This window comes from Romboutsia lituseburensis, assembly GCF_024723825.1.
In the GTDB taxonomy this organism is placed as follows: Bacteria; Bacillota; Clostridia; order Peptostreptococcales; family Peptostreptococcaceae; genus Romboutsia_F; species Romboutsia_F lituseburensis_A.
In genome coordinates this window covers 2,150,449-2,169,902 of record NZ_JANQBQ010000001.1, presented here as the reverse complement: position 1 = coordinate 2,169,902, position 19,454 = coordinate 2,150,449, and the positions used below count along the sequence as shown (strand labels likewise).

At 27.2% G+C, this 19,454-nt stretch carries 20 protein-coding genes; 15 read left to right on the top strand and 5 right to left on the bottom strand.

The annotated features are described in order from the left end of the window. Positions 1–36 precede the first annotated feature (36 nt). Both NWE74_RS10395 and NWE74_RS10390 read left to right on the top strand, forming a co-directional pair. The gene (locus NWE74_RS10395; RefSeq protein WP_258243103.1) at positions 37–720 is read left to right on the top strand and encodes an ABC transporter ATP-binding protein; all 684 of its coding nucleotides are present in this window, start codon (positions 37–39) and stop codon (positions 718–720) included. Beyond that, complete coding sequence (locus tag NWE74_RS10390; protein ID WP_258243102.1) at positions 713–3,097, top strand: ABC transporter permease; 2,385 nt, start codon at positions 713–715, stop codon at positions 3,095–3,097. Before NWE74_RS10395 ends, NWE74_RS10390 begins: the two co-directional genes overlap by 8 nt. Positions 3,098–3,190: 93 nt before the next feature. On the opposite strand, the gene NWE74_RS10385 is transcribed toward NWE74_RS10390, so the two are convergent. Beyond that, a complete protein-coding gene (locus NWE74_RS10385; protein WP_258243101.1) occupies positions 3,191–3,466 on the bottom strand; it encodes a hypothetical protein in 276 nt (91 codons plus the stop codon). Positions 3,467–3,682: 216 nt separating this feature from the next. On the opposite strand from NWE74_RS10385, the gene splB reads away from it, so the two are divergent. The 10 genes from splB to NWE74_RS10335 all read left to right on the top strand — a co-directional run bounded on the left by splB (position 3,683) and on the right by NWE74_RS10335 (position 11,942). Beyond that, a complete protein-coding gene (gene splB, locus NWE74_RS10380) occupies positions 3,683–4,708 on the top strand; it encodes a spore photoproduct lyase (protein ID WP_258243100.1) in 1,026 nt (341 codons plus the stop codon). Positions 4,709–4,858: 150 nt separating this feature from the next. Continuing rightward, positions 4,859–5,932 carry a DUF362 domain-containing protein gene (locus NWE74_RS10375; protein WP_258243098.1) on the top strand — a complete coding sequence of 358 codons (1,074 nt, stop codon included), beginning with the start codon at positions 4,859–4,861 and terminating at the stop codon, positions 5,930–5,932. 64 nt (positions 5,933–5,996) lie between these two features. Beyond that, positions 5,997–6,260 carry a hypothetical protein gene (locus tag NWE74_RS10370; RefSeq protein ID WP_092727316.1) on the top strand — a complete coding sequence of 88 codons (264 nt, stop codon included), beginning with the start codon at positions 5,997–5,999 and terminating at the stop codon, positions 6,258–6,260. Positions 6,261–6,416: 156 nt separating this feature from the next. Beyond that, the gene (bioB, locus tag NWE74_RS10365; protein ID WP_330666351.1) at positions 6,417–7,370 is read left to right on the top strand and encodes a biotin synthase BioB; all 954 of its coding nucleotides are present in this window, start codon (positions 6,417–6,419) and stop codon (positions 7,368–7,370) included. An 18-nt stretch (positions 7,371–7,388) separates the two neighbouring features. Continuing rightward, positions 7,389–8,093, top strand: a complete 705-nt coding sequence (gene bioD / locus NWE74_RS10360) for a dethiobiotin synthase (protein WP_258243097.1) — start codon at positions 7,389–7,391, stop codon at positions 8,091–8,093. Positions 8,094–8,105: 12 nt separating this feature from the next. Then, positions 8,106–9,470, top strand: a complete 1,365-nt coding sequence (gene bioA / locus NWE74_RS10355; protein ID WP_330666350.1) for an adenosylmethionine--8-amino-7-oxononanoate transaminase — start codon at positions 8,106–8,108, stop codon at positions 9,468–9,470. 176 nt (positions 9,471–9,646) lie between these two features. Next, positions 9,647–10,129 carry a metallophosphoesterase family protein gene (locus NWE74_RS10350; protein ID WP_258243096.1) on the top strand — a complete coding sequence of 161 codons (483 nt, stop codon included), beginning with the start codon at positions 9,647–9,649 and terminating at the stop codon, positions 10,127–10,129. 39 nt (positions 10,130–10,168) lie between these two features. Next, entirely contained in the window at positions 10,169–11,008 is an 840-nt protein-coding gene (locus tag NWE74_RS10345) for a DUF5685 family protein (protein WP_258243095.1), read from the top strand. Beyond that, entirely contained in the window at positions 10,998–11,441 is a 444-nt protein-coding gene (locus NWE74_RS10340; RefSeq protein WP_258243094.1) for a hypothetical protein, read from the top strand. The genes NWE74_RS10345 and NWE74_RS10340 overlap by 11 nt, the downstream gene beginning before the upstream one ends. A gap of 9 nt (positions 11,442–11,450) precedes the next feature. Next, positions 11,451–11,942 (top strand): hypothetical protein, encoded by a 492-nt coding sequence (locus NWE74_RS10335; protein WP_258243093.1) that lies wholly within the window; start codon positions 11,451–11,453, stop codon positions 11,940–11,942. A gap of 53 nt (positions 11,943–11,995) precedes the next feature. Here the strand turns inward: NWE74_RS10335 and NWE74_RS10330 are convergent, their stop codons facing one another. Both NWE74_RS10330 and NWE74_RS10325 read right to left on the bottom strand, forming a co-directional pair. Beyond that, a complete protein-coding gene (locus NWE74_RS10330) occupies positions 11,996–12,784 on the bottom strand; it encodes a hypothetical protein (RefSeq protein WP_258243092.1) in 789 nt (262 codons plus the stop codon). Positions 12,785–12,858: 74 nt separating this feature from the next. Next, positions 12,859–13,587: an HAD family hydrolase gene (locus NWE74_RS10325; RefSeq protein WP_258243091.1), complete on the bottom strand. Its 729-nt coding sequence runs from the start codon at positions 13,585–13,587 to the stop codon at positions 12,859–12,861. 254 nt (positions 13,588–13,841) lie between these two features. On the opposite strand from NWE74_RS10325, the gene NWE74_RS10320 reads away from it, so the two are divergent. Beyond that, on the top strand, positions 13,842–14,933 hold the full coding sequence (locus tag NWE74_RS10320) for a hypothetical protein (protein WP_258243090.1): 1,092 nt from the start codon (positions 13,842–13,844) through the stop codon (positions 14,931–14,933). A 129-nt stretch (positions 14,934–15,062) separates the two neighbouring features. Here the strand turns inward: NWE74_RS10320 and NWE74_RS10315 are convergent, their stop codons facing one another. Beyond that, a complete protein-coding gene (locus tag NWE74_RS10315) occupies positions 15,063–15,557 on the bottom strand; it encodes a hypothetical protein (protein ID WP_258243089.1) in 495 nt (164 codons plus the stop codon). 232 nt (positions 15,558–15,789) lie between these two features. Here NWE74_RS10315 and NWE74_RS10310 point away from each other — a divergent pair, with 232 nt between their 5' ends. Beyond that, positions 15,790–16,158, top strand: a complete 369-nt coding sequence (locus NWE74_RS10310; RefSeq protein WP_258243088.1) for an ArsR/SmtB family transcription factor — start codon at positions 15,790–15,792, stop codon at positions 16,156–16,158. A 13-nt stretch (positions 16,159–16,171) separates the two neighbouring features. Then, positions 16,172–18,541: a heavy metal translocating P-type ATPase gene (locus NWE74_RS10305; RefSeq protein ID WP_258243087.1), complete on the top strand. Its 2,370-nt coding sequence runs from the start codon at positions 16,172–16,174 to the stop codon at positions 18,539–18,541. A gap of 62 nt (positions 18,542–18,603) precedes the next feature. Here NWE74_RS10305 and trhA read toward each other — a convergent pair whose 3' ends face one another. Continuing rightward, positions 18,604–19,254 carry a PAQR family membrane homeostasis protein TrhA gene (gene trhA / locus NWE74_RS10300; RefSeq protein WP_258243086.1) on the bottom strand — a complete coding sequence of 217 codons (651 nt, stop codon included), beginning with the start codon at positions 19,252–19,254 and terminating at the stop codon, positions 18,604–18,606. Positions 19,255–19,454 lie beyond the last annotated feature (200 nt).

Sequence of the window (19,454 nt, the reverse complement as noted above, 5' to 3'; positions counted from 1 at the left end):
AAAAGTATAAATAATACAAAGATAAGGAGAAAAAGAATGAGCATATTAAAAACTAAAAGTTTAAAGAAATACTATGGAGTTGAAGAAAATTTAGTTAAAGCAATAGACGACACTAATATAGATATACAAGAAGGAGAATTTGTAGCGATAGTAGGAAAATCAGGATCAGGGAAAAGTACTTTATTACATATGATAGGTGGGCTTGATAGACCAACTGATGGAAAAGTTTTTATAGATGGAAATGATATATTTTCTTTAAAAGATGAGAAGTTAGCTATTTTTAGAAGAAGAAAAATAGGATTTATATTTCAATACTATAATTTAATACCATCTTTAAATGTATGGGAAAATATAGTTCTTCCTATAGGTTTAGATGGAAAGGATGTAGATAAGAATTTTGTTAATGATATTATAAAATCTTTAGGCCTAGATGAAAAAAAGGAGGTGTTACCAAATACTTTGTCAGGTGGTCAACAGCAAAGGGTTGCAATTGCTCGAGCACTAGTTACCAGACCGTCTATTATACTAGCTGATGAGCCTACAGGAAACTTAGATTCAAAAACATCTGATGAAGTAATGAGTTTATTAAAATCTATGATAAAAAAATATAATCAAACGTTAGTAATGATAACACATGATGAAACAATAGCTCAAATGGCAGATAGAGTTATATATATTGAGGATGGTAAAGTTATTAAAGGTGGTGTTATAAATGATTAACACTACTAAAATAGCTAGGAGTAATTTAAAGCAAAACAAATCAAAAAGTATCTTAATTATAATAACAATAGTACTTTCTACAATATTACTTGCATCTGTGTTTATGACATGTGTTGATTGGAATGAAGCTAACAAAGAAAGGACTAGATCATACTGTGGCTCTCAACATGGACTTCTGGGTGGCATAACACAAGCAAAATATAATGAAGTAAAAGCTCATGCTGATATAGAAAGTATTGGTGTTGTAAATGGAGTTGGTCTTAAGGAATACGAAGATGAAAGCAAAATAGCACTTTCATATATGGACAAAAATGCTGTAGATTTTAATAGTATAAACTTATTAGAGGGAAAGCTTCCTTCTAATAAAAATGAAATAGTATTAGATGATTTAGCACTAGATAAATTAGGATATGGAAAGAAAATAGGACAAAAAATAAAAATACAGTATGAGGACTACTCTAAAAAGGGTATAACTGATGCAGAGTTTATATTAACAGGGAGAACAACATCTAGTGAAAGTTCAAAAACAAGAAGAATGTACAATGCAATAGTATCTGAAGAATATATGAAGTCGACTAGAGATATGAATAAGGAAAATTTTAATGTATATATAAAATTAAAAAACACTGAAAATTTACAAGGTCAAGAAATAATAGATAAGGTAAATAAGGTAGCATGTGACTTAGATATACCTAATTACAGAGTTTTAGCTAATGAAGATTATATAAAATCATTAAAACCAGACCAAGAAGTTATAACTTGGGGAGTTTTAATAGGTATAGTAATTATATTATCAAGTATTTTAGTTATTTATAACATATTCTATTTATCAATAGTAACTAAGGTTCAAGAGTTTGGTAAGTTAAGAGCTATAGGTGCTACTAAAAAGCAAATAAAATCAATAGTATTAAAAGAAGGAATATTCTTATCGTTAATTGCAATTCCATTAGGGACAGTTATAGGATATATAATAAATAAACTTGTAATAAATAAAATATTCTTTGAAGGTACTAATATATCTAAATTACCAATAGCAATATTTGTAATGTTAATAAGTTTTGCTACAGTATTTGTATCATTATTAAAGCCTATGAAAGTAGCATCAAAGGTATCTATAATAGACGCAGTTAGATATAATGGGGAAGAAAAATCAAATAAAAAATCAAGAAAAGGATATGAAAGTATAAATATAAAAAGACTTTCACATGCAAATTTAAGTAGGAATAAAAAGCGTACGTATATAACTTTAATATCTTTATCTTTAAGTGGAATTTTGTTTATAGTTGTATCAAGTGTACTTAGCAGCATGGATGCCGAAAAATTAGCTAGAGATCACTTCCCATATGACCTAAGAATAAGTTTAGACAGTTATACTTTTGGAGATGAAGACAGCCCTGAAACAGAACTAAATATTTTACAAACAAAAAATCCTCTAGGACTAGAATTTAGAGATGAAATTTCTAAAATGAATGGTGTTAAAAATATAGAAATTTTTAAGGAAACTAAAGCTGAATTGCCAGATTACAATACAGAATATAAGTATCATGACTTTAGCAGCATTGATGAATCAGATTTAGAAGGTTTAGAGTTTTATTTACAATCTGGAAAAATTGATTTAGAAAAATTAAAATCAGGCAAAGAAATTATATTATTATCTCCGGAATTAGCTAAAGAAATAAATATAAAAGTAGGGGATAAAATAACGATTACTTTATATGATGGAAATGAAAAATTAGACAAAGAGTTTAAGGTACAAGCTATAACATCAGCCCCAGGAACTTTTGCAGTTCATAATGATGCATTTAATAAATTATTGAAAAATGATACAACAACATCTATAGGTATATATACTGAAAAAGATAAATATATAGATGTGAAAAATTATATTGAAAGCTTAGATAAGAAAGATGAATATTTACAATCAGCATCTATAGATAAAGAGTTAGAGGTTGCAAACTTATCTATAAATTCAACTAAAATAATGGCATATAGTTTAGTTGTTATTATAGGAATAATAGGATTTATGAATCTTATAAACTCAATGATAACAAGTATAATAACAAGAAAAAAAGAGTTAGGTATGTTACAGGCAATAGGATTAACTAATAAGCAGCTAATTAAGATGTTAAATATAGAAGCTATGTTTTATACATTAACAATGTTAGCTAGTTCATTAACTTTAGGAACGGGTCTTGGATATATAGCAGTATATGCATTTAAAAAAACAGGTGCATCATATGCATCATATGAGATACCTTTAATTCAAATAATAATTATGATAGTATTTTCGATAGTATCACAGCTTTTATTAACTTATTTAATAAGTAAAAACTTTAATAAAGAATCACTAATAGATAGAGTTAGATATAATGAATAAAATATAAATAACTAAACTAAAGAAGCTATCTCAATATACTTATATTTTGAGACAGCTTCTTTTGATATTCACTATAACGTGAAAATATAAAATTTAATCCACTAACATAAAATCTATATGTATAAAACCATCTTTAACCCCGTCTATCTGTACTTCCTTAAGTAAACATTTTTTTATATCTCCATTTAAATTTAATTCTAAAACATCAGTATTTTCACCAGCATCAATTAATCTAGTAAAATCTGTTTTATAAACTGCTATAGGAATACTTTTATCTAATTTGTTTGAGTAAATAACAGCTGGAATATAATCTCTTTCTCTTATTATTCTAGTTTTTTCATTTAAATCTCTATTAACTACGTTTAACATAATAGTTAGCCCCCTCGTATAAGTAAATGATATTAGGCTTGTTTACCTTTAATAAATAATATTAAGCAAGGATCAGAATTATTCATAAAATTTAAAAATAAATAGTAATCTTAATTTTTATAATAATCAAATAGTAACTTTAAATTGAGAATATCTAAGTGGATATAAGGAAAAATAGTATTAAAATAAATAATACTACTACAAGAGGGTGGACATATGTTTAAGCCAAAGAGAGTAATATTTGAAAAAGGAAGTCTTGAAACTGAAATAGGAAAAAATATATATGATAGATTTAAAAATGAACAAGATATTGAAATTATAAAAATTTCATCAAATCAAGTAAAAGGAAAAATACCTGGAGAAACTTTGTTTGAACAATACAGACATGGTAAAGAAACCTTAGTAGTGGGTATTAAAAAAAGTTTAAAGTTCCAAACTTGTAAACCATCTGCTAACTATCAGCTACCTTTAGTTAGTGGTTGTATGGGAAGGTGTGAATATTGTTATCTAAATACTCAGCTAGGAGATAAGCCATTTGTTAGAGTATTTGCAAATGTAGATGATGTTTTAAATCAAGCCCAAAAATATATAGATGATAGATTACCGGCTATAACTATATTTGAAGGTGCCGCAACCTCAGATCCAATACCAGTAGAACCATATACAGATGTATTGAAAAAGACTATTGAGTTTTTTGGAAAAGAAGAAAAAGGCAGATTTAGATTTGTAACAAAATATAATGATGTAGATAGTCTTCTAGATATAGACCATAACAATCATACAGAAATAAGATTTAGTATAAATACACCTAGAGTAATAGATACATATGAGCATTACACTGCATCATCAGATAAGAGGGTTGAAGCTGCAGCAAAAGTAGCTAAAGCTGGATATCAAATTGGATTTATAATAGCTCCTGTATTTTTATATGAAAATTGGGAATATGAATACAGAGAATTAATTAAAAGTATTAAAGATAGATTACCAAAAGATTTTGATGATACAAAAATAATATTTGAGGTTATATCTCATAGATACACTACTAAAGCTAAAAATAGAATTCTAGAAATTTTTCCTGAAACCTCACTTCCAATGAATGATGACTATAGAAGCTTTAAGTATGGTCAATTTGGATATGGGAAATATGTTTATACAAAGGAAGAGTTATCTTATATGAAAGAATTTTTCCAATCGGAAATCAAAAACATATTTCCAAATAGTATAGTAAAATATATTATTTAATAAAAATATAAATTGAGAGAGCTATATAATATCTAGTTATTATAAAGCTCTTTTTTGTTTATAAGAATAAGAAATAATAAATTTAATAGTTATAAAAATACCTTAAAATGGTAAAATTAGAAGAGAATATAAACAAAAAGGGGAAAAACAATGGAAAAATCAAAAGTTTATTTTTGTGATTTATACTCAAATTCACAAAATAGTAATGTACTTAACAATGTAAGAAGATTATTTGACAAAGCAGGGTTTAAAGATTTCATAGGTGACAATGATCAAGTAGCTATAAAGTTGCACTTTGGGGAAAGAGGTAACACTACATATATGAATCCTGTTACAGTAAGACAGGTTGTAGATAAGGTTAAAGAATGTGGAGGGAAGCCATTTTTAACAGACACCAACACTCTTTACACAGGTAGTAGAACAAATTCGGTAGATCATTTAACAACTGCAATAGAAAATGGATTTGCATATGCAGTAGTGAACGCACCTATTATAATCGCAGATGGACTATACAGTAGAAATGCTGTAGATGTAGAGATTAACAAAAAACATTTTAAAAACGTTAAAATTGGAGGAGAAATATACAATTCATCTTCAATGATAGTGATGAGCCATTTTAAAGGGCATGAATTAGGTGGATTTGGAGGAACACTTAAAAATTTAGCTATGGGATGTGCAACAGCAGCAGGCAAGCAAATGCAACATTCTGATGTACAGCCAACTGTAAATGAAGATAAATGCATAGGTTGTACAAAATGTGCTAAATCTTGTCCTACAAATGCAATATCAATGGTAGGCAAAAAAGCATCAATTGATCATGATATTTGTTATGGATGTGGAGAATGTCCAACAGTTTGTCCTGTTAGAGCTATAAACGTTCAATGGGATACGGATGAGGATATATTTATAGAAAAAATGGCTGAATTTGCATATGGAGCAGTAGAGAATAAGCAAAATAAAGTAGGATATATAACTTTTGTTATGAATGTAACTCCACTTTGTGATTGCGTTCCATGGTCGGGAAGACCAATTGCAAATGATATAGGGATATTAGCATCTAAAGATCCTGTCGCATTAGAACAAGCTTGTTATGATTTAGTATGTAAAGAAATGGGACATGATGTATTTAAACATGCACATCCAAAAATAAATGCAACAAGAGTAATTGATTATGCATATGAAATGGGAATGGGAAACAAAGATTATGAATTAATAAAACTATAAGTAATACGTAGACTGAATTTTATATATACTTTTATTAAATGATAAAACCGTGGAGGTATATATAATGAGAATGTATTCTAGAAGAAGTGGGTACAGAAGAGGAACAGAAAACAACATTCCAAACGTACTTGCATTTACTATGATTAGAAATTTTTTATCGGATTCAAGTTATAGTGAGATGAGAAAAGAATATTTCATAAATAATTTAAACTCAAATCAAGTGAATCAAGTAATGAAAGATATTAAAGGGCTGTTTAAAGAGTATAAAGGATTAGATGTTGTAACTATAGAAACTCAAGATGGAGATATAAATAAAATAATATTATAAAATTATAAAATATACTGTGGTGAAATAAATTTATCACAGTATATTTTTATTTTAAATGTAAACCTAAAAAATATTAAAGGTTGACTAAAATAGATCGAAAGGAATACAATTGTAATATAATTTATGAAATATATAAATAATCGTGGGAGAATAGATATGATTAAAATTTTAGTAGAAAAAATAAAGAGTGGATATTCAATAAGCAAAGAAGAAGCATTACAACTTATAAACTATGACTTAAATATATTATCTGTATATGCAAATGAGATAAGAGAATACTTTATGGACAATCAATTTGACTTATGTTGTATTGTAAATGGTAAAAGTGGTAAGTGCAGTGAAGACTGTAAATTTTGTGCACAGTCATCTTATCACAAAACTAATATAGATATATATCCATTGTTAACAACACAAGAATTCTTAAAAGATTCAATATACAACTATGAAAAAGGTGTACAAAGGTACTCTATAGTAACGTCAGGAAAAATGTTAACTAAATCAGAAGTAGATAAGGTTTGTGAATCGTATAATGAAATACATAATAAAGTAGGAATAAAAACTTGCGCTTCACATGGATTGTTAGATGAAGAAGATTTAAAAAAGTTAAAACTAGCAGGGGTTCAGAGATATCATAATAACCTAGAAACATCTAGAAGATACTTTAAAAATATATGTAGTACTCATACTTATGAAGATAAAATTAATACTATAAAATCAGCACAAAGAGTAGGTCTTGAAGTATGTAGTGGAGGTATTATTGGATTAGGTGAGAGTCAAGAAGATAGAGTAGATATGGCATTAGAACTAAGAAATCTTAATATAAGATCTATACCTTTAAATTTACTTAATTATATAGAAGGAACAAATATTGATAACTCTGCGAAGGTAACAGAAGAAGAATTTTTAAAGACAGTAGCCATATTTAGGTTTATAAACCCTAAAAGTCAAATAAGATTAGCAGGGGGAAGGAATCTTTTAACTAAGTATGGCAAATTAGCTTTTAAAAGTGGTGCAAATGCAACTATAACAGGAGATATGCTAACTACGTGTGGCATTGGGATAGATGAAGATATAAAAATGATAAAAGAGATGGGATTTAAGATAGTTTAGCAAAAGGAGGAAAGCTATATGGGAAAAGGAATATTTATTATAGGTACAGATACAGATGTAGGAAAAACATTTATTACGGCAGGTATAACTTATAAATTAATAAAGGGTGGATACAATGCAATTTCATTTAAGCCTATTCAAAGTGGGGGGATAATAGAAGAGTCAACAAACTTACTTATCCCACCAGATATAAAATATATAAAGGACATATGTAATATAGATTGTGATTATAAAAAAATGAATACGTATTGTTTAAAAGAAGAGGTTTCTCCTCATTTAGCTGCTAAGATTGAAAATGTAGAAATAATAAAGGAAAAAATAATAAATCAGTACAATGAATTAATAAATGAATATGAATTTGTAATTGTTGAGGGAGCAGGAGGAATCGTGGTTCCGTTAATTGATAATACCTATTTTGTGTATGATTTAATTAAGGATTTAAATATAGATGTTGTTATAGTTTCAAGAGCAGATGTAGGCACTATAAATCATACGGTTTTGACAAATGAATTTTTAAAGAAGTTTAATATAAATGCTAAGGGAATTTTTATAAATAAATATCATGGTGAGTTTTATGAAGATGATAACATACGAGTAATAAAGGATTTAACTAAAATTGAAATGGTACATACTGTAGGAGAGATAAAAGAGTTTACAATTGAAGATATAAAAAAAGAGTATGAAAAACTTGATTTAGAAAAATTGTTGAATTTATTTAGTTAAAGGAGAAGTTATATGAGTATGAAAGAATTACAATCAAAAGATTTAAAATATATATGGCATCCATGTTCACAAATGAAAGATTATGAGAAATTTCCACCCATAGTAATTAAAAATGGAAAAGGTGTATTTTTAGAAGATATAAATGGAAGAAAATATTTAGATGCAGTATCTTCTTGGTGGGTGAATTTATTTGGACATTCAAATCAACGAATTAATGATGCATTATACAAACAAGCAAATTCATTAGAACATGTTATTTTTGCTAATTTTAGTCATCAACCTGCGATAGAATTATGTGAAAGAATAATAAGTATAACACCAGATAGATTAAATAAAGTATTTTTCGGAGATAATGGTTCATCAGCTATAGAAATTGCGTTAAAACTGAGTTTCCAATATCATCAGCAAATAGGTAATGTTAAAAAAACTAGATTTGTAAATATATCTGATGCGTATCATGGAGAAACAATAGGAGCATTATCCATGGGGGATATGGATTTGTATAGCAAAGTATACAAACCACTATTACTAGATTCTATAAAAGTAGAAGGTCCAGATTGCTTTAGATGTAAATTTAATAAAGAAAGAAGCTCATGTAATGCAGAATGCTTTGTAAATATGGAAAATAAAATAGAGTTAATTCATGAAGAAGTAAGTGCTATAATAATTGAGCCATTAGTACAATGTGCAGCAGGAATGAAAATATATTCTCCTAAATATTTAATTAAGTTAAGAGAACTTTGTGATAGATATAATATAAATTTAATAGCAGATGAGATAGCAGTTGGATTTGGAAGAACTGGAAAGATGTTTGCTTGTGAACATGCAAATATTTCTCCGGATATAATGTGTTTATCTAAAGGTCTTACAGCTGGATATATGCCATTATCCTTAGTACTAATGGGAGATAAAATGTATAATGCATTTTATGATGAGTATAATACTATGAAGGCATTTTTACATAGCCATAGTTATTCAGGAAATCCACTTGGATGTAGTGTAGCACTGGAAACTTTAAATATATTTGAAGATGAAAATATAATTGAAGTAAATAAGAAAAAAAGTATGTACTTAAGAAGGAAAGTAGAGAGTATTTTAAAAGATATACCCCATTTAGGGGAATATAGGCAAATAGGAATGATTGGAGCAATTGAATTAGTAAAAGATTTGAAAACGAAAGAACCTTTTGAAAGTGAAAAAAGGATAGGGTATGCTATATATCAAAATGCCTTAAAAAGAGGCGTTATATTAAGAACATTAGGAAATGTAATTTATTTTATGCCACCGTATGTTATAAGTGAAGATGAGATTGATTTTATGGTAGATGTAGCTAAAGATAGTATAATAGAGTACTTTAGTAATAGTGATCAAAAATAGTTATCCATATGGATAGCTATTTTTTACGCTTAAGGAAATTATTTTATATCAAAAATTATAGTGTATATGAAGTGGATCAAGTAAATCAAACTTCAATTTAGATTATATAACAAACAAATTAATATTATAATTATGGATATAATTATAATATTAATTTGTTTAAAAGGAGTAAGGATATGATAATAGGTTTGATATCTGACACGCATGGATTATTGAGGGAGGAAGTTATACAAAATTTAGAAGGATGTGATTTAATAATTCATGCAGGAGATATAGGTAAATATGAAGTAATAGATAGATTAAGAGAAATAGCACCATTAGAAGCAGTATTAGGTAATTGTGATAGAAACATAGATGATGAATCTATAGCGACTGAAAAAACTGTACAGATAGGCAATCAAAAATTATATATAATACATGACATATTTAAATTAAATATAGATCTACAGCAAGAAAAAATAAATTTTGTTATATATGGACATTCACATAAGAGGAATATATATACAGAAAATGGTATAATATATATAAATCCAGGATCTATAGGTCCTAAAAGGTTTAAACTGACAACAACTATGGCAAAATTATATATAGATGAAAAATTAACAGATGAAAAATTTTTAAAGTTCGATAATTGTTATATTGAGTTTATAAATATTTAGACCAATATACTGACATGATAATGAAAGAAAGGATAAAATATGTTCGGTTATGTAAAAATAAATAAAATGGATTTAACGTTTAGAGAGTATGAACATTATAGAGGTTATTACTGTGGCTTATGTAAGTATTTAAAAGATAATCATGGTGAAATTTCTAGATTGTCTTTGAATTATGATATAACATTTTTAATACTTGTGTTAACATCAGTATATAGACCAAAAGCTGATGTTTTAGAGGAAGGTTGCATAGTTAATCCATTTAAAAAGAAAAAGAAAATAATTAATGAAATAACAGAATATGCAGCAAGTATGAATGTGCTTCTTACATATTATAAATTAGAAGACAATTTAAAAGATGATAAGGGCATAAAAGATATATTAGCATATAATATTTATAAGGGTAAATTAAAGTTAGCATATGAAAAATATCCTAAAAAAGCAGAAGTAATAAAAGAGCAATTAGATATATTATATAGTTTAGAACAAGAAAAAAATATTAATATTGATTTAGTATCAAATACTTTTGGGAAACTTATGTCTGAGATATTTGCTTATAAAGAAGATGAATATGAAAAAGATTTAAGGAAAATTGGATTTAACGTAGGTAAGTATATATATATACTAGATGCTTATGAAGATTTAGACAAAGACTATAAAAAAGGTAGCTATAATCCTTTTATAGAATACATAGACAAAAGAGAAGAATTAAAAGAAAAAGTGGATAAACTTATAAGTATGTCTTTAGGTATGCTGGGAAGAAGTATAGATAATTTAAATTTAAAAATGAATACAGCAATAATAGAGAATATTGTTTATTCAGGAGTTTATCTTAGATATCAAAATATTTTAGAAAAAGGGTGTGAAACTAATGTACAGTAACGCATATAATAATGAAAATTTTATAAAAGCAAGGTTATTAATAGATAATAGTGATTTTGAAAAAGCATATCAGTTTTTAAAAAATATAAAAGATAAATGTGCTTTATGGTATTACTTAAATGGAATATCAGCCATGAACATAGGATGCTATGAAGAGGGCGAAGAAAGCATAAAAAAAGCAAATACTATGGAACCAGAAAATAAAGCGTATAAAGATGCTTTAGATAGTTTTAATTTTTATAGAGATGATTATAGAGATAGATCATATAGATACAATAGGAGAAGACATAATGACTTAGGTGGATGCTGTTGTTGTTGCTGTGATGATTGCTGTTGTTGTCTAGGTGATGACTGTTGTGAAGGCTGTATGAAGTTATGGTGTTTAGATTCATGCTGTGAATGCTTTGGTGGAGATATAGTTGGCTGTTGCTAGGAGGGTATAATGAGTAAAAAGATAGCGTATGGTGGAATATTATTAGCTTTAAACACAATATTATTACTGCTTATTAATGTTATACCAATTAATACTCTATTTATTATGGGAGTAGCATCACTTATTATATCTATAGTAATAATGGAATGGGGACCTAAAAGTGGAGTAATATTTTATATAGGTACTGTAATTTTATCCTTTATAGTTATGACTAATAAAGTACAGTGGGTTGCTTATATATTAACATTTGGAATATATGGGTTAGTTAAGTATTTTATAGAACAAGATAGACATATATATACTGAATATATATTGAAATTAATATTTGCAAATATAATGATTTGTATATTGTATTTAATATTAAAGTCATTCATTCAAATTCCAATAAATATTATTTTAGTATTAGCATTTGAAGTAGTATTTTTGATATATGATCGTGTATATACATCATTTATAATATATTATAATGAAAAGTTAAAAAAGTTAATTAAAAATATATAACAGAAAAGCATCTTTATTATTAACTCAATAATAAAGATGCTTTTTATGTTAATTTAAAGTCCAAAAAAATTCTTCTGATTTTCATTTATTATATTATCGCAATTACTACAGTGATATGTAGTTGATTGAGGAATGAATTTTTTAGTTTTTTCATCAAATATCATTTTAACTTTATCTGTTATTCCTCCAATAGTTAAATTAGTATAACACTTACTACAATTTTGGATAGAACATAAACTTTCTAATATTTCTAAAGTAACATTTTCTAGAGGCGTATTACAATTGGAACAACTTATTTTATTCATATGAGATCTAGAGGCTTCTTTAACTAAGTTTTCTTTAGGCGAATAAGTATATATGACTTTTTCGCATTCACTAAAACCTGTATCGAATATGTTAGTTTTACATTTTTTGCAAATAAATTTAGGATAATATGATATGTTAGTATCTTTGTTATTATCTATATTATCATTTTTAGTTTTATCATCAGTTTTTTTATAATTTAAACTATTTTCATTATCTGTTAAACTTTTTAAATAATCGTATATTTCAGCACTATTATTTTGTTGTGCTACAGACATAAGGTGCTGAGATATAGTAGGGTAGCTTTTATTCTTTGAAGGCAAGCTTACATCAATTAATTCATTAGTTATTGCATGTTTTATTATAGATAAGAAATTATATTTACTCGCAAAGAAAAGTATCATTTCGTCAAAGTTATTATCATTAATTTTATCTGTAAAATCAATCCATAAATCTGGAGATTCAAGATAAAGATTTTTGCTAAGTTTATCAATATCATCTTCTAAAATTTTAGAGTCATATTTGTTATCAGATTTCATTCTAACCTCCTATTTAAAAAACTTAAAAGTCCAAGAAAATAAAATCAAGGACTTTTAATAAGATTATATTTAATTTATATATCTAGTATATCTACAGTTGAAGAAAGTGAATAAACTATATCTTTTCTTTCAACTATAATTTTAGCTATTTTAGAAACAGAGTCATCACTAGCGATATGATTTACAAGTTCCTTCGTAGGATTTATAGCAATAGGATTTCCAACTCTTCTTAGCATATTTATGTCACCATTAGTATCGCCATATGCATAAGATTTAGATAAATCTATATTATACTTTTCCACAAAATCATTTATAGCAGTATTTTTACTTGCAGAGTCCCACATAGGAACTACAGTCCCGTTAAATGTATCATTTTCAAATACATAATCACTACCTATAAAATCAGTTACATTATATTTTTTAGCCATTTTTTCAACTAAGAAATTAGGACTACCAGATATGAAAATAACAATGTGATTGTTATCTAAATGCCACTTTATTCTAGAACGAGTATATTTGTAAACTCTATCAGATTTTAATTTTATTACTTGGTCACTTGTAAAATTAATGCAAGTTTTATCTAGACCAATTAAAGATTTAACATATAACTCACATACATCATCTAAATAATCGTCATAGTTACCTTGTCTTTTATCCCAATCCATGAAAGTGTCTCTTGCGTGTTCATACCAACCTTTTTGATCGATTATATCATACTTTATTAGTTTCTTGAAATGTTCAACCATAAGAGAATCTCTATAAAGTGTACCGTCTATATCAAAGAAAGCTGCAATTTTTTTCATAAATATCACCTCGATTAAGCATTTATTTTATTATATTATAAAAAGTATATAAGTTGTAACTTTATATTAAATAAATTAATATTCTTTTGTACAGATAAATAAAACAAGATATATTTAGTAGAGAAAAAGTATATATAGTTAATTTATAGTATATTCTAAAAGATATTCATTAATTACAAATTGTATTATTATAGTAATATAAGATAAAATTTAGGACTAGATAAATAATCATATAAAAAAGAGGATGTGATTTTATGAAATTCAGTTTTGCGAAAGTAACAAATTCTAGATTAATGGGAAGCATGGGATTAATTGTAAAATGGGAAGATGATGTAAAGAATATAAATATATATCAATGCTATTTATTAGATTCAGAAGGATTAGGATTAGCCGATTATGTAAGTCTTACAAATCCTACTAAAGAAGAAGCCTATAGAGAAGAAGAAAGGTTAATGGGTGGATTAGGATCAGAAAGAATAGTTATATCAGAGGAAGAAGCTTTATTCTTAATTCATTTTTATGGGAATAAGAATGAATATTATGAAAAACCACTACCTGGAAACACACAAGAATATATGGATATAATAAAAAATTATACTCCAACTATGAAACCTGAAGAAATATATCCTAAGATATGTAAAAATATAACTGATGAAATAGAGTTTATAAATTATATGACAATGAGATTTATTGCATGGGATAGAGAAAGTTTAAAATATTTTTCAAGAAGTGAAGATATATCAAATATGCATATAACAAATATAAATGGATCACTTTTGAAAAATACTGTTACAAAAAAAGGAAAAGGAAAGTATATTAGTGAGGCTATTTATGAAGACAATGATGGATATTATATTTCTAAAATAGCATTTAATATATCAAAAGAAAATGATAATTTTAAAATAAACTCGATACTAGCAACAGATAAAGAAGCTATATTTGATTTTGAAGTATTTGATGAAATTTCAAAACCTGAATATGTAGCTATATATGAAATTAAAGAGAATGATGAGTTTTTAGAAAAATTTTATATAGATAATCCATTTTTATTAAGAAGCGATATGGAAGATGCTATGTTTTTCACTAGATTTAATTTCAATAATAATCATGTGAAAGAAGATGTATATGTAATTAATAATGACATAAGAGCTATATATTATCAAATAGGAGATAAATTCTTTGTTGGAACATATAGTGACAATAATAGAAAATATATAAATAAAATGCTACAGTGCAATTACAGTGAATATTTAAAATTAGAGGAAGAGTTATACTTTGAAGAAAATGTATTATATGATTTTGTAGAATCAAGTTCTGATGATTTTGAAGATTTTTTAGATTGCTAAAAAAAATAAAGCCACGACATCCTAGTCAGTGGCTTTATTTTGTATTTATAATATTGGGGGAATATTATGAGGAATACATTATTATTTTAGACAGATATCAAATTTTTATAACATCTATTTAAAAAAAATTTACATTTCTTCCTCATCAAATTCCTCTAGATGTATTTGAGGCATACCTGGCATCATCATATAAGGCATCATACCCGGCATCATCATACCTGGAGGCATCATAGGCATCATACCCGGCATCATCATACCTGGAGGCATCATAGGCATCATACCTGGCATCATCATACCCGGAGGCATCATAGGCATCATACCTGGCATCTGATTTTGCATAAACATATTTTCATCCATATCTTCGAAATTACAATCATCATTGTTTATCTGATTTTGTTGTTGCTGTTGTTGCTGACCACTCATTACTGGATTATTCATATAAGGATTCATGTAAGTCATATATCCGCCCATTGCCATGTTAGGGTCCATTTGATATCCAGGATAAGCAGATCCATTCATACCATATGGATTTGCATACATTGTAGGGTCTACATATGGCATAGGGTATATATAATTCGGATCCATATCGTCATTTTGTTTGCCTGAGAACATATCAAAACTCATATTAATCATCCCTCCTAAAAATTCTATAACTAGCTATTAAAATTCACTCTAATAATATATATATTATAAAAATTGGTATTATGTGCATTTTATAAAAATTTACATAAAATAGGTTGCATAAATTAACAGACGAGCATATAATAAAATATATGAACAATTATTCATATATTTGTATGATTATAAAATAATAAATTATTTTAATTATAAAAATTTAAAAATAGGAGGATTTGCAATGAGAGAAGATATAAATGCATGTAATTGTATTGAAATACATGAAGATATAGTTAATGAAGTAAAAGGGGTGATGCCAGAAGATGAGATGTTGTATGATCTTGCTGAGCTATTTAAGGTATTTGGGGATACGACAAGAATAAAAATTTTATATGCTTTATTTTCTAAAGAGATGTGTGTATGTGATATAGCGAGTTTATTAGGTATGACTCACTCAGCTATATCTCACCAACTTAGAGTTTTAAAGCAAGCAAGATTAGTTAAATTTAGAAAAGAAGGAAAGGTTGTTTATTATTCATTGGATGATAGTCATATAAGTCAAATATTTGATTGCGGGTTAAACCATATCCAAGAAACATATAAACGTTAAAGGGGGTAAGGTTATGGATGCTTGTAGTTTAATAAAAAAAGAAATAATCTTAGGTGGATTAAATTGTGCACATTGTGCAGAAGTAATAAATGAAAAGGTTGGGAAACTAGAAGAGATAGAATCATCGAATTTAAACTTTATAAATAAAAAACTTACTATAAATATAATTGAAGGATCGAATGAAAAAGATGTCTTAGATAAAGTTATAGATATAATAAACTCCACAGAGCCGGGATTAGATATTCAAGTATTAACAAAACAAAAAAATGTAAAAAGAGAAATAATCTTAGGTGGGTTAAATTGTGCACATTGTGCAGAAGTAATAAATGAAAAGGTTGGAAAGTTAGAAGAGATAGAATCATCAAACTTAAATTTTATAAATAAAAAATTAAGTTTAGAAATAAATAAGTCAGTGAATGAAAAAGAGTTATTAGATAAAGTAGTAGGTATAATTAATGATACTGAACCTGGATTAGATATACAGATAAATTATGAGAAAGAAAGAAATACAAATTCAGTTAAGGAAGAACCAAAATCAGATGTAAATAAAGCAGATTTGATAAAGCTAATCATAGGTGCAGTTGTTTATATATTTGGAATATATCAAACTGCTACTGGATTTGAAAGTCAATTTAGTAATTTAATATTTTTAATAGCATACATCATAGTAGGTGGAGAAGTTTTATTAAAAGCAGTAAAGAATGCATTTAAAGGACACATGTTTGATGAAAACTTCTTGATGGCTATAGCTACAGTAGGAGCATTAGCAATAGGAGAGTTACCAGAAGCAGTAGGTGTTATGCTATTTTACCAAGTAGGTGAATTTTTACAAGGAATGGCTGTTGGAAAATCGAGAAAATCAATAACAGCTCTTATGCAGATTAGACCGGATTCAGCTAATTTAAAGGTAGGGTCTGATATGAAAGTGGTATCACCTGAAGACGTTAGCATTGGCGATATCATAATTGTAAAACCAGGAGAAAAAGTTCCTCTAGATGGGATAGTTATAGAAGGAATATCTATGGTAGATACTTCTGCTCTTACAGGAGAATCAGTTTTAAGAGAGATTACAGTAGGGGAAGACATACTATCAGGGTTTATAAATAAAAATGCTTTACTAACTATTAAAGTAACTAAAGAATTTGGAGAATCAACAGTTGCTAAAATATTAGATCTAGTAGAAAATGCCAGTAGCAAAAAATCTAAAACAGAGAATTTTATAACTAAGTTTTCTAAATATTATACTCCAGCAGTAGTAATATCAGCTTTATTAATAGCAGTAGTTCCACCTATTGTTATAAATGATGCAGTTTTTAGTGATTGGCTATACAGAGGGTTAATATTCTTAGTAGTTTCTTGTCCTTGTGCACTTGTATTATCTATACCACTTAGTTTCTTTAGTGGAATTGGATTTGCATCTAAAAATGGAATACTTATAAAAGGTAGTAACTATTTAGAAGCGTTAAGAAGTGTAGACACAGTAGTGTTTGATAAAACGGGAACTCTTACTAAAGGAGTATTTAATGTAACTAAAATAAATTCTGTAGGAATATCAGAAGAAAATTTATTAGAGTATGCAGCAGTTGCAGAAGCAAACTCGAATCACCCAATAGCAAAATCTATATTAAATTACTATAATAACAGTGTAGATTTAGAAAAGATAGAAAGTTATGAAGAGATAGCGGCATATGGAATAAAAGTTGGATACAGTGGAGAGCACATTTTAGCAGGTAACGAGAAGTTAATGAGAAAAGAAAACATCTTCTATTCTCCAGCTAAAGAAGTTGGAACAGTTGTTTATATAGCAGTAAATAAGGTATATAGAGGTTATATAGTAATATCAGATGAAATCAAAGAAGACAGTATAGATGCTATAAAACATCTAAAGTATATGGGAATAAAAGAAGTAGTAATGTTAACTGGGGATAATGAAAAGGTAGCAAATAACATTGCTAGTCAGCTAGGATTAGATAAAGTGTACTCAAATCTATTACCTAATGAGAAAGTTGATAAATTAGAAGAAATATATAAAGGAAGAACTGAAAAAGAAAAAGTAATCTTTGTTGGAGATGGTATAAATGATGCACCTGTTTTGGCAAGAGCTGATGTAGGAATTGCTATGGGTGGACTAGGATCAGATGCTGCAATAGAAGCTGCAGATGTTGTTTTAATGACAGATGAACCAAGTAAGATTTCAAAAGCAATAGAGATTGCTACTAAAACTAATAAAATAGTTTGGCAAAATATAACATTTGCTTTAGGCATAAAAATAATAGTTCTTATATTAGGTGCAGGAGGAATAGCAACTATGTGGGAAGCTATATTTGCTGATGTTGGTGTAGCATTAATAGCAGTATTAAATGCAATGAGAGCAATGAGATAAAAATAAATAAAAAAGAAAAGAGTAGTATAGATTTTGAGCCTATACTACTCTTTTTTATCTAATTATATAACAAATTTAAATACACAGAAAAAGTGTGTAAGAGTTCCAAACATAATAAATATATGGAAAATTTCATGGAAACCAAGATATTTTGATTTTAAAAATTTAGGTTTAGTAGCATATATTAAAGCTCCTATTGTATAGAAAACACCACCTAGTATTAGCAGTGTTATACCTTGTAAAGAAAGAGCTTTATATAGAGGCACTATTAAAAATATAGAAATCCATCCCATAGCCACATATATAAGTGTTGAAATCCATCGAGGACACTTAAACCAAATTAGTTTAAAACAAATACCGGCTACAGCAGCTGCTATTATTATTCCGAACAGTACCCACCCAGTAACTCCTTGTAATGCAATTAAACAAAATGGAGTATAAGAACCTGCAATCAGTACAAAGATCATAGCATGATCTAATCTTCTTAAAAAGCTAATAACATTATCAGAAGAAACAACTAAATGATATGTTGCAGAAGCTGCGTAAAGAAGTATCATACTAAGTCCAAATATTATAACAGCAGTAAGAGCTATAGCTGTAGGACTAGTTAATGATGTCTTTATTACTAATGCAAGTAACCCGATAAATGATAATATAGCACCTACTAAGTGAGTAAAACCATTAATCGGTTCTCTAAGATAATTATTACCCATAAAACACCTCCCGAAATATGAAACTTATTTTAAATTACGTATAAAGATATACAATAATATATTTACCATAAATGTGAAACTTTAAAAAAATATTTATAGTATATTAATATTATACTCTAAATATCTAAACTATATATTAAATTTTAAATAAAAATGATTAAAAAGTTATATGAAAAAATGTGGATATATGCACATGTACA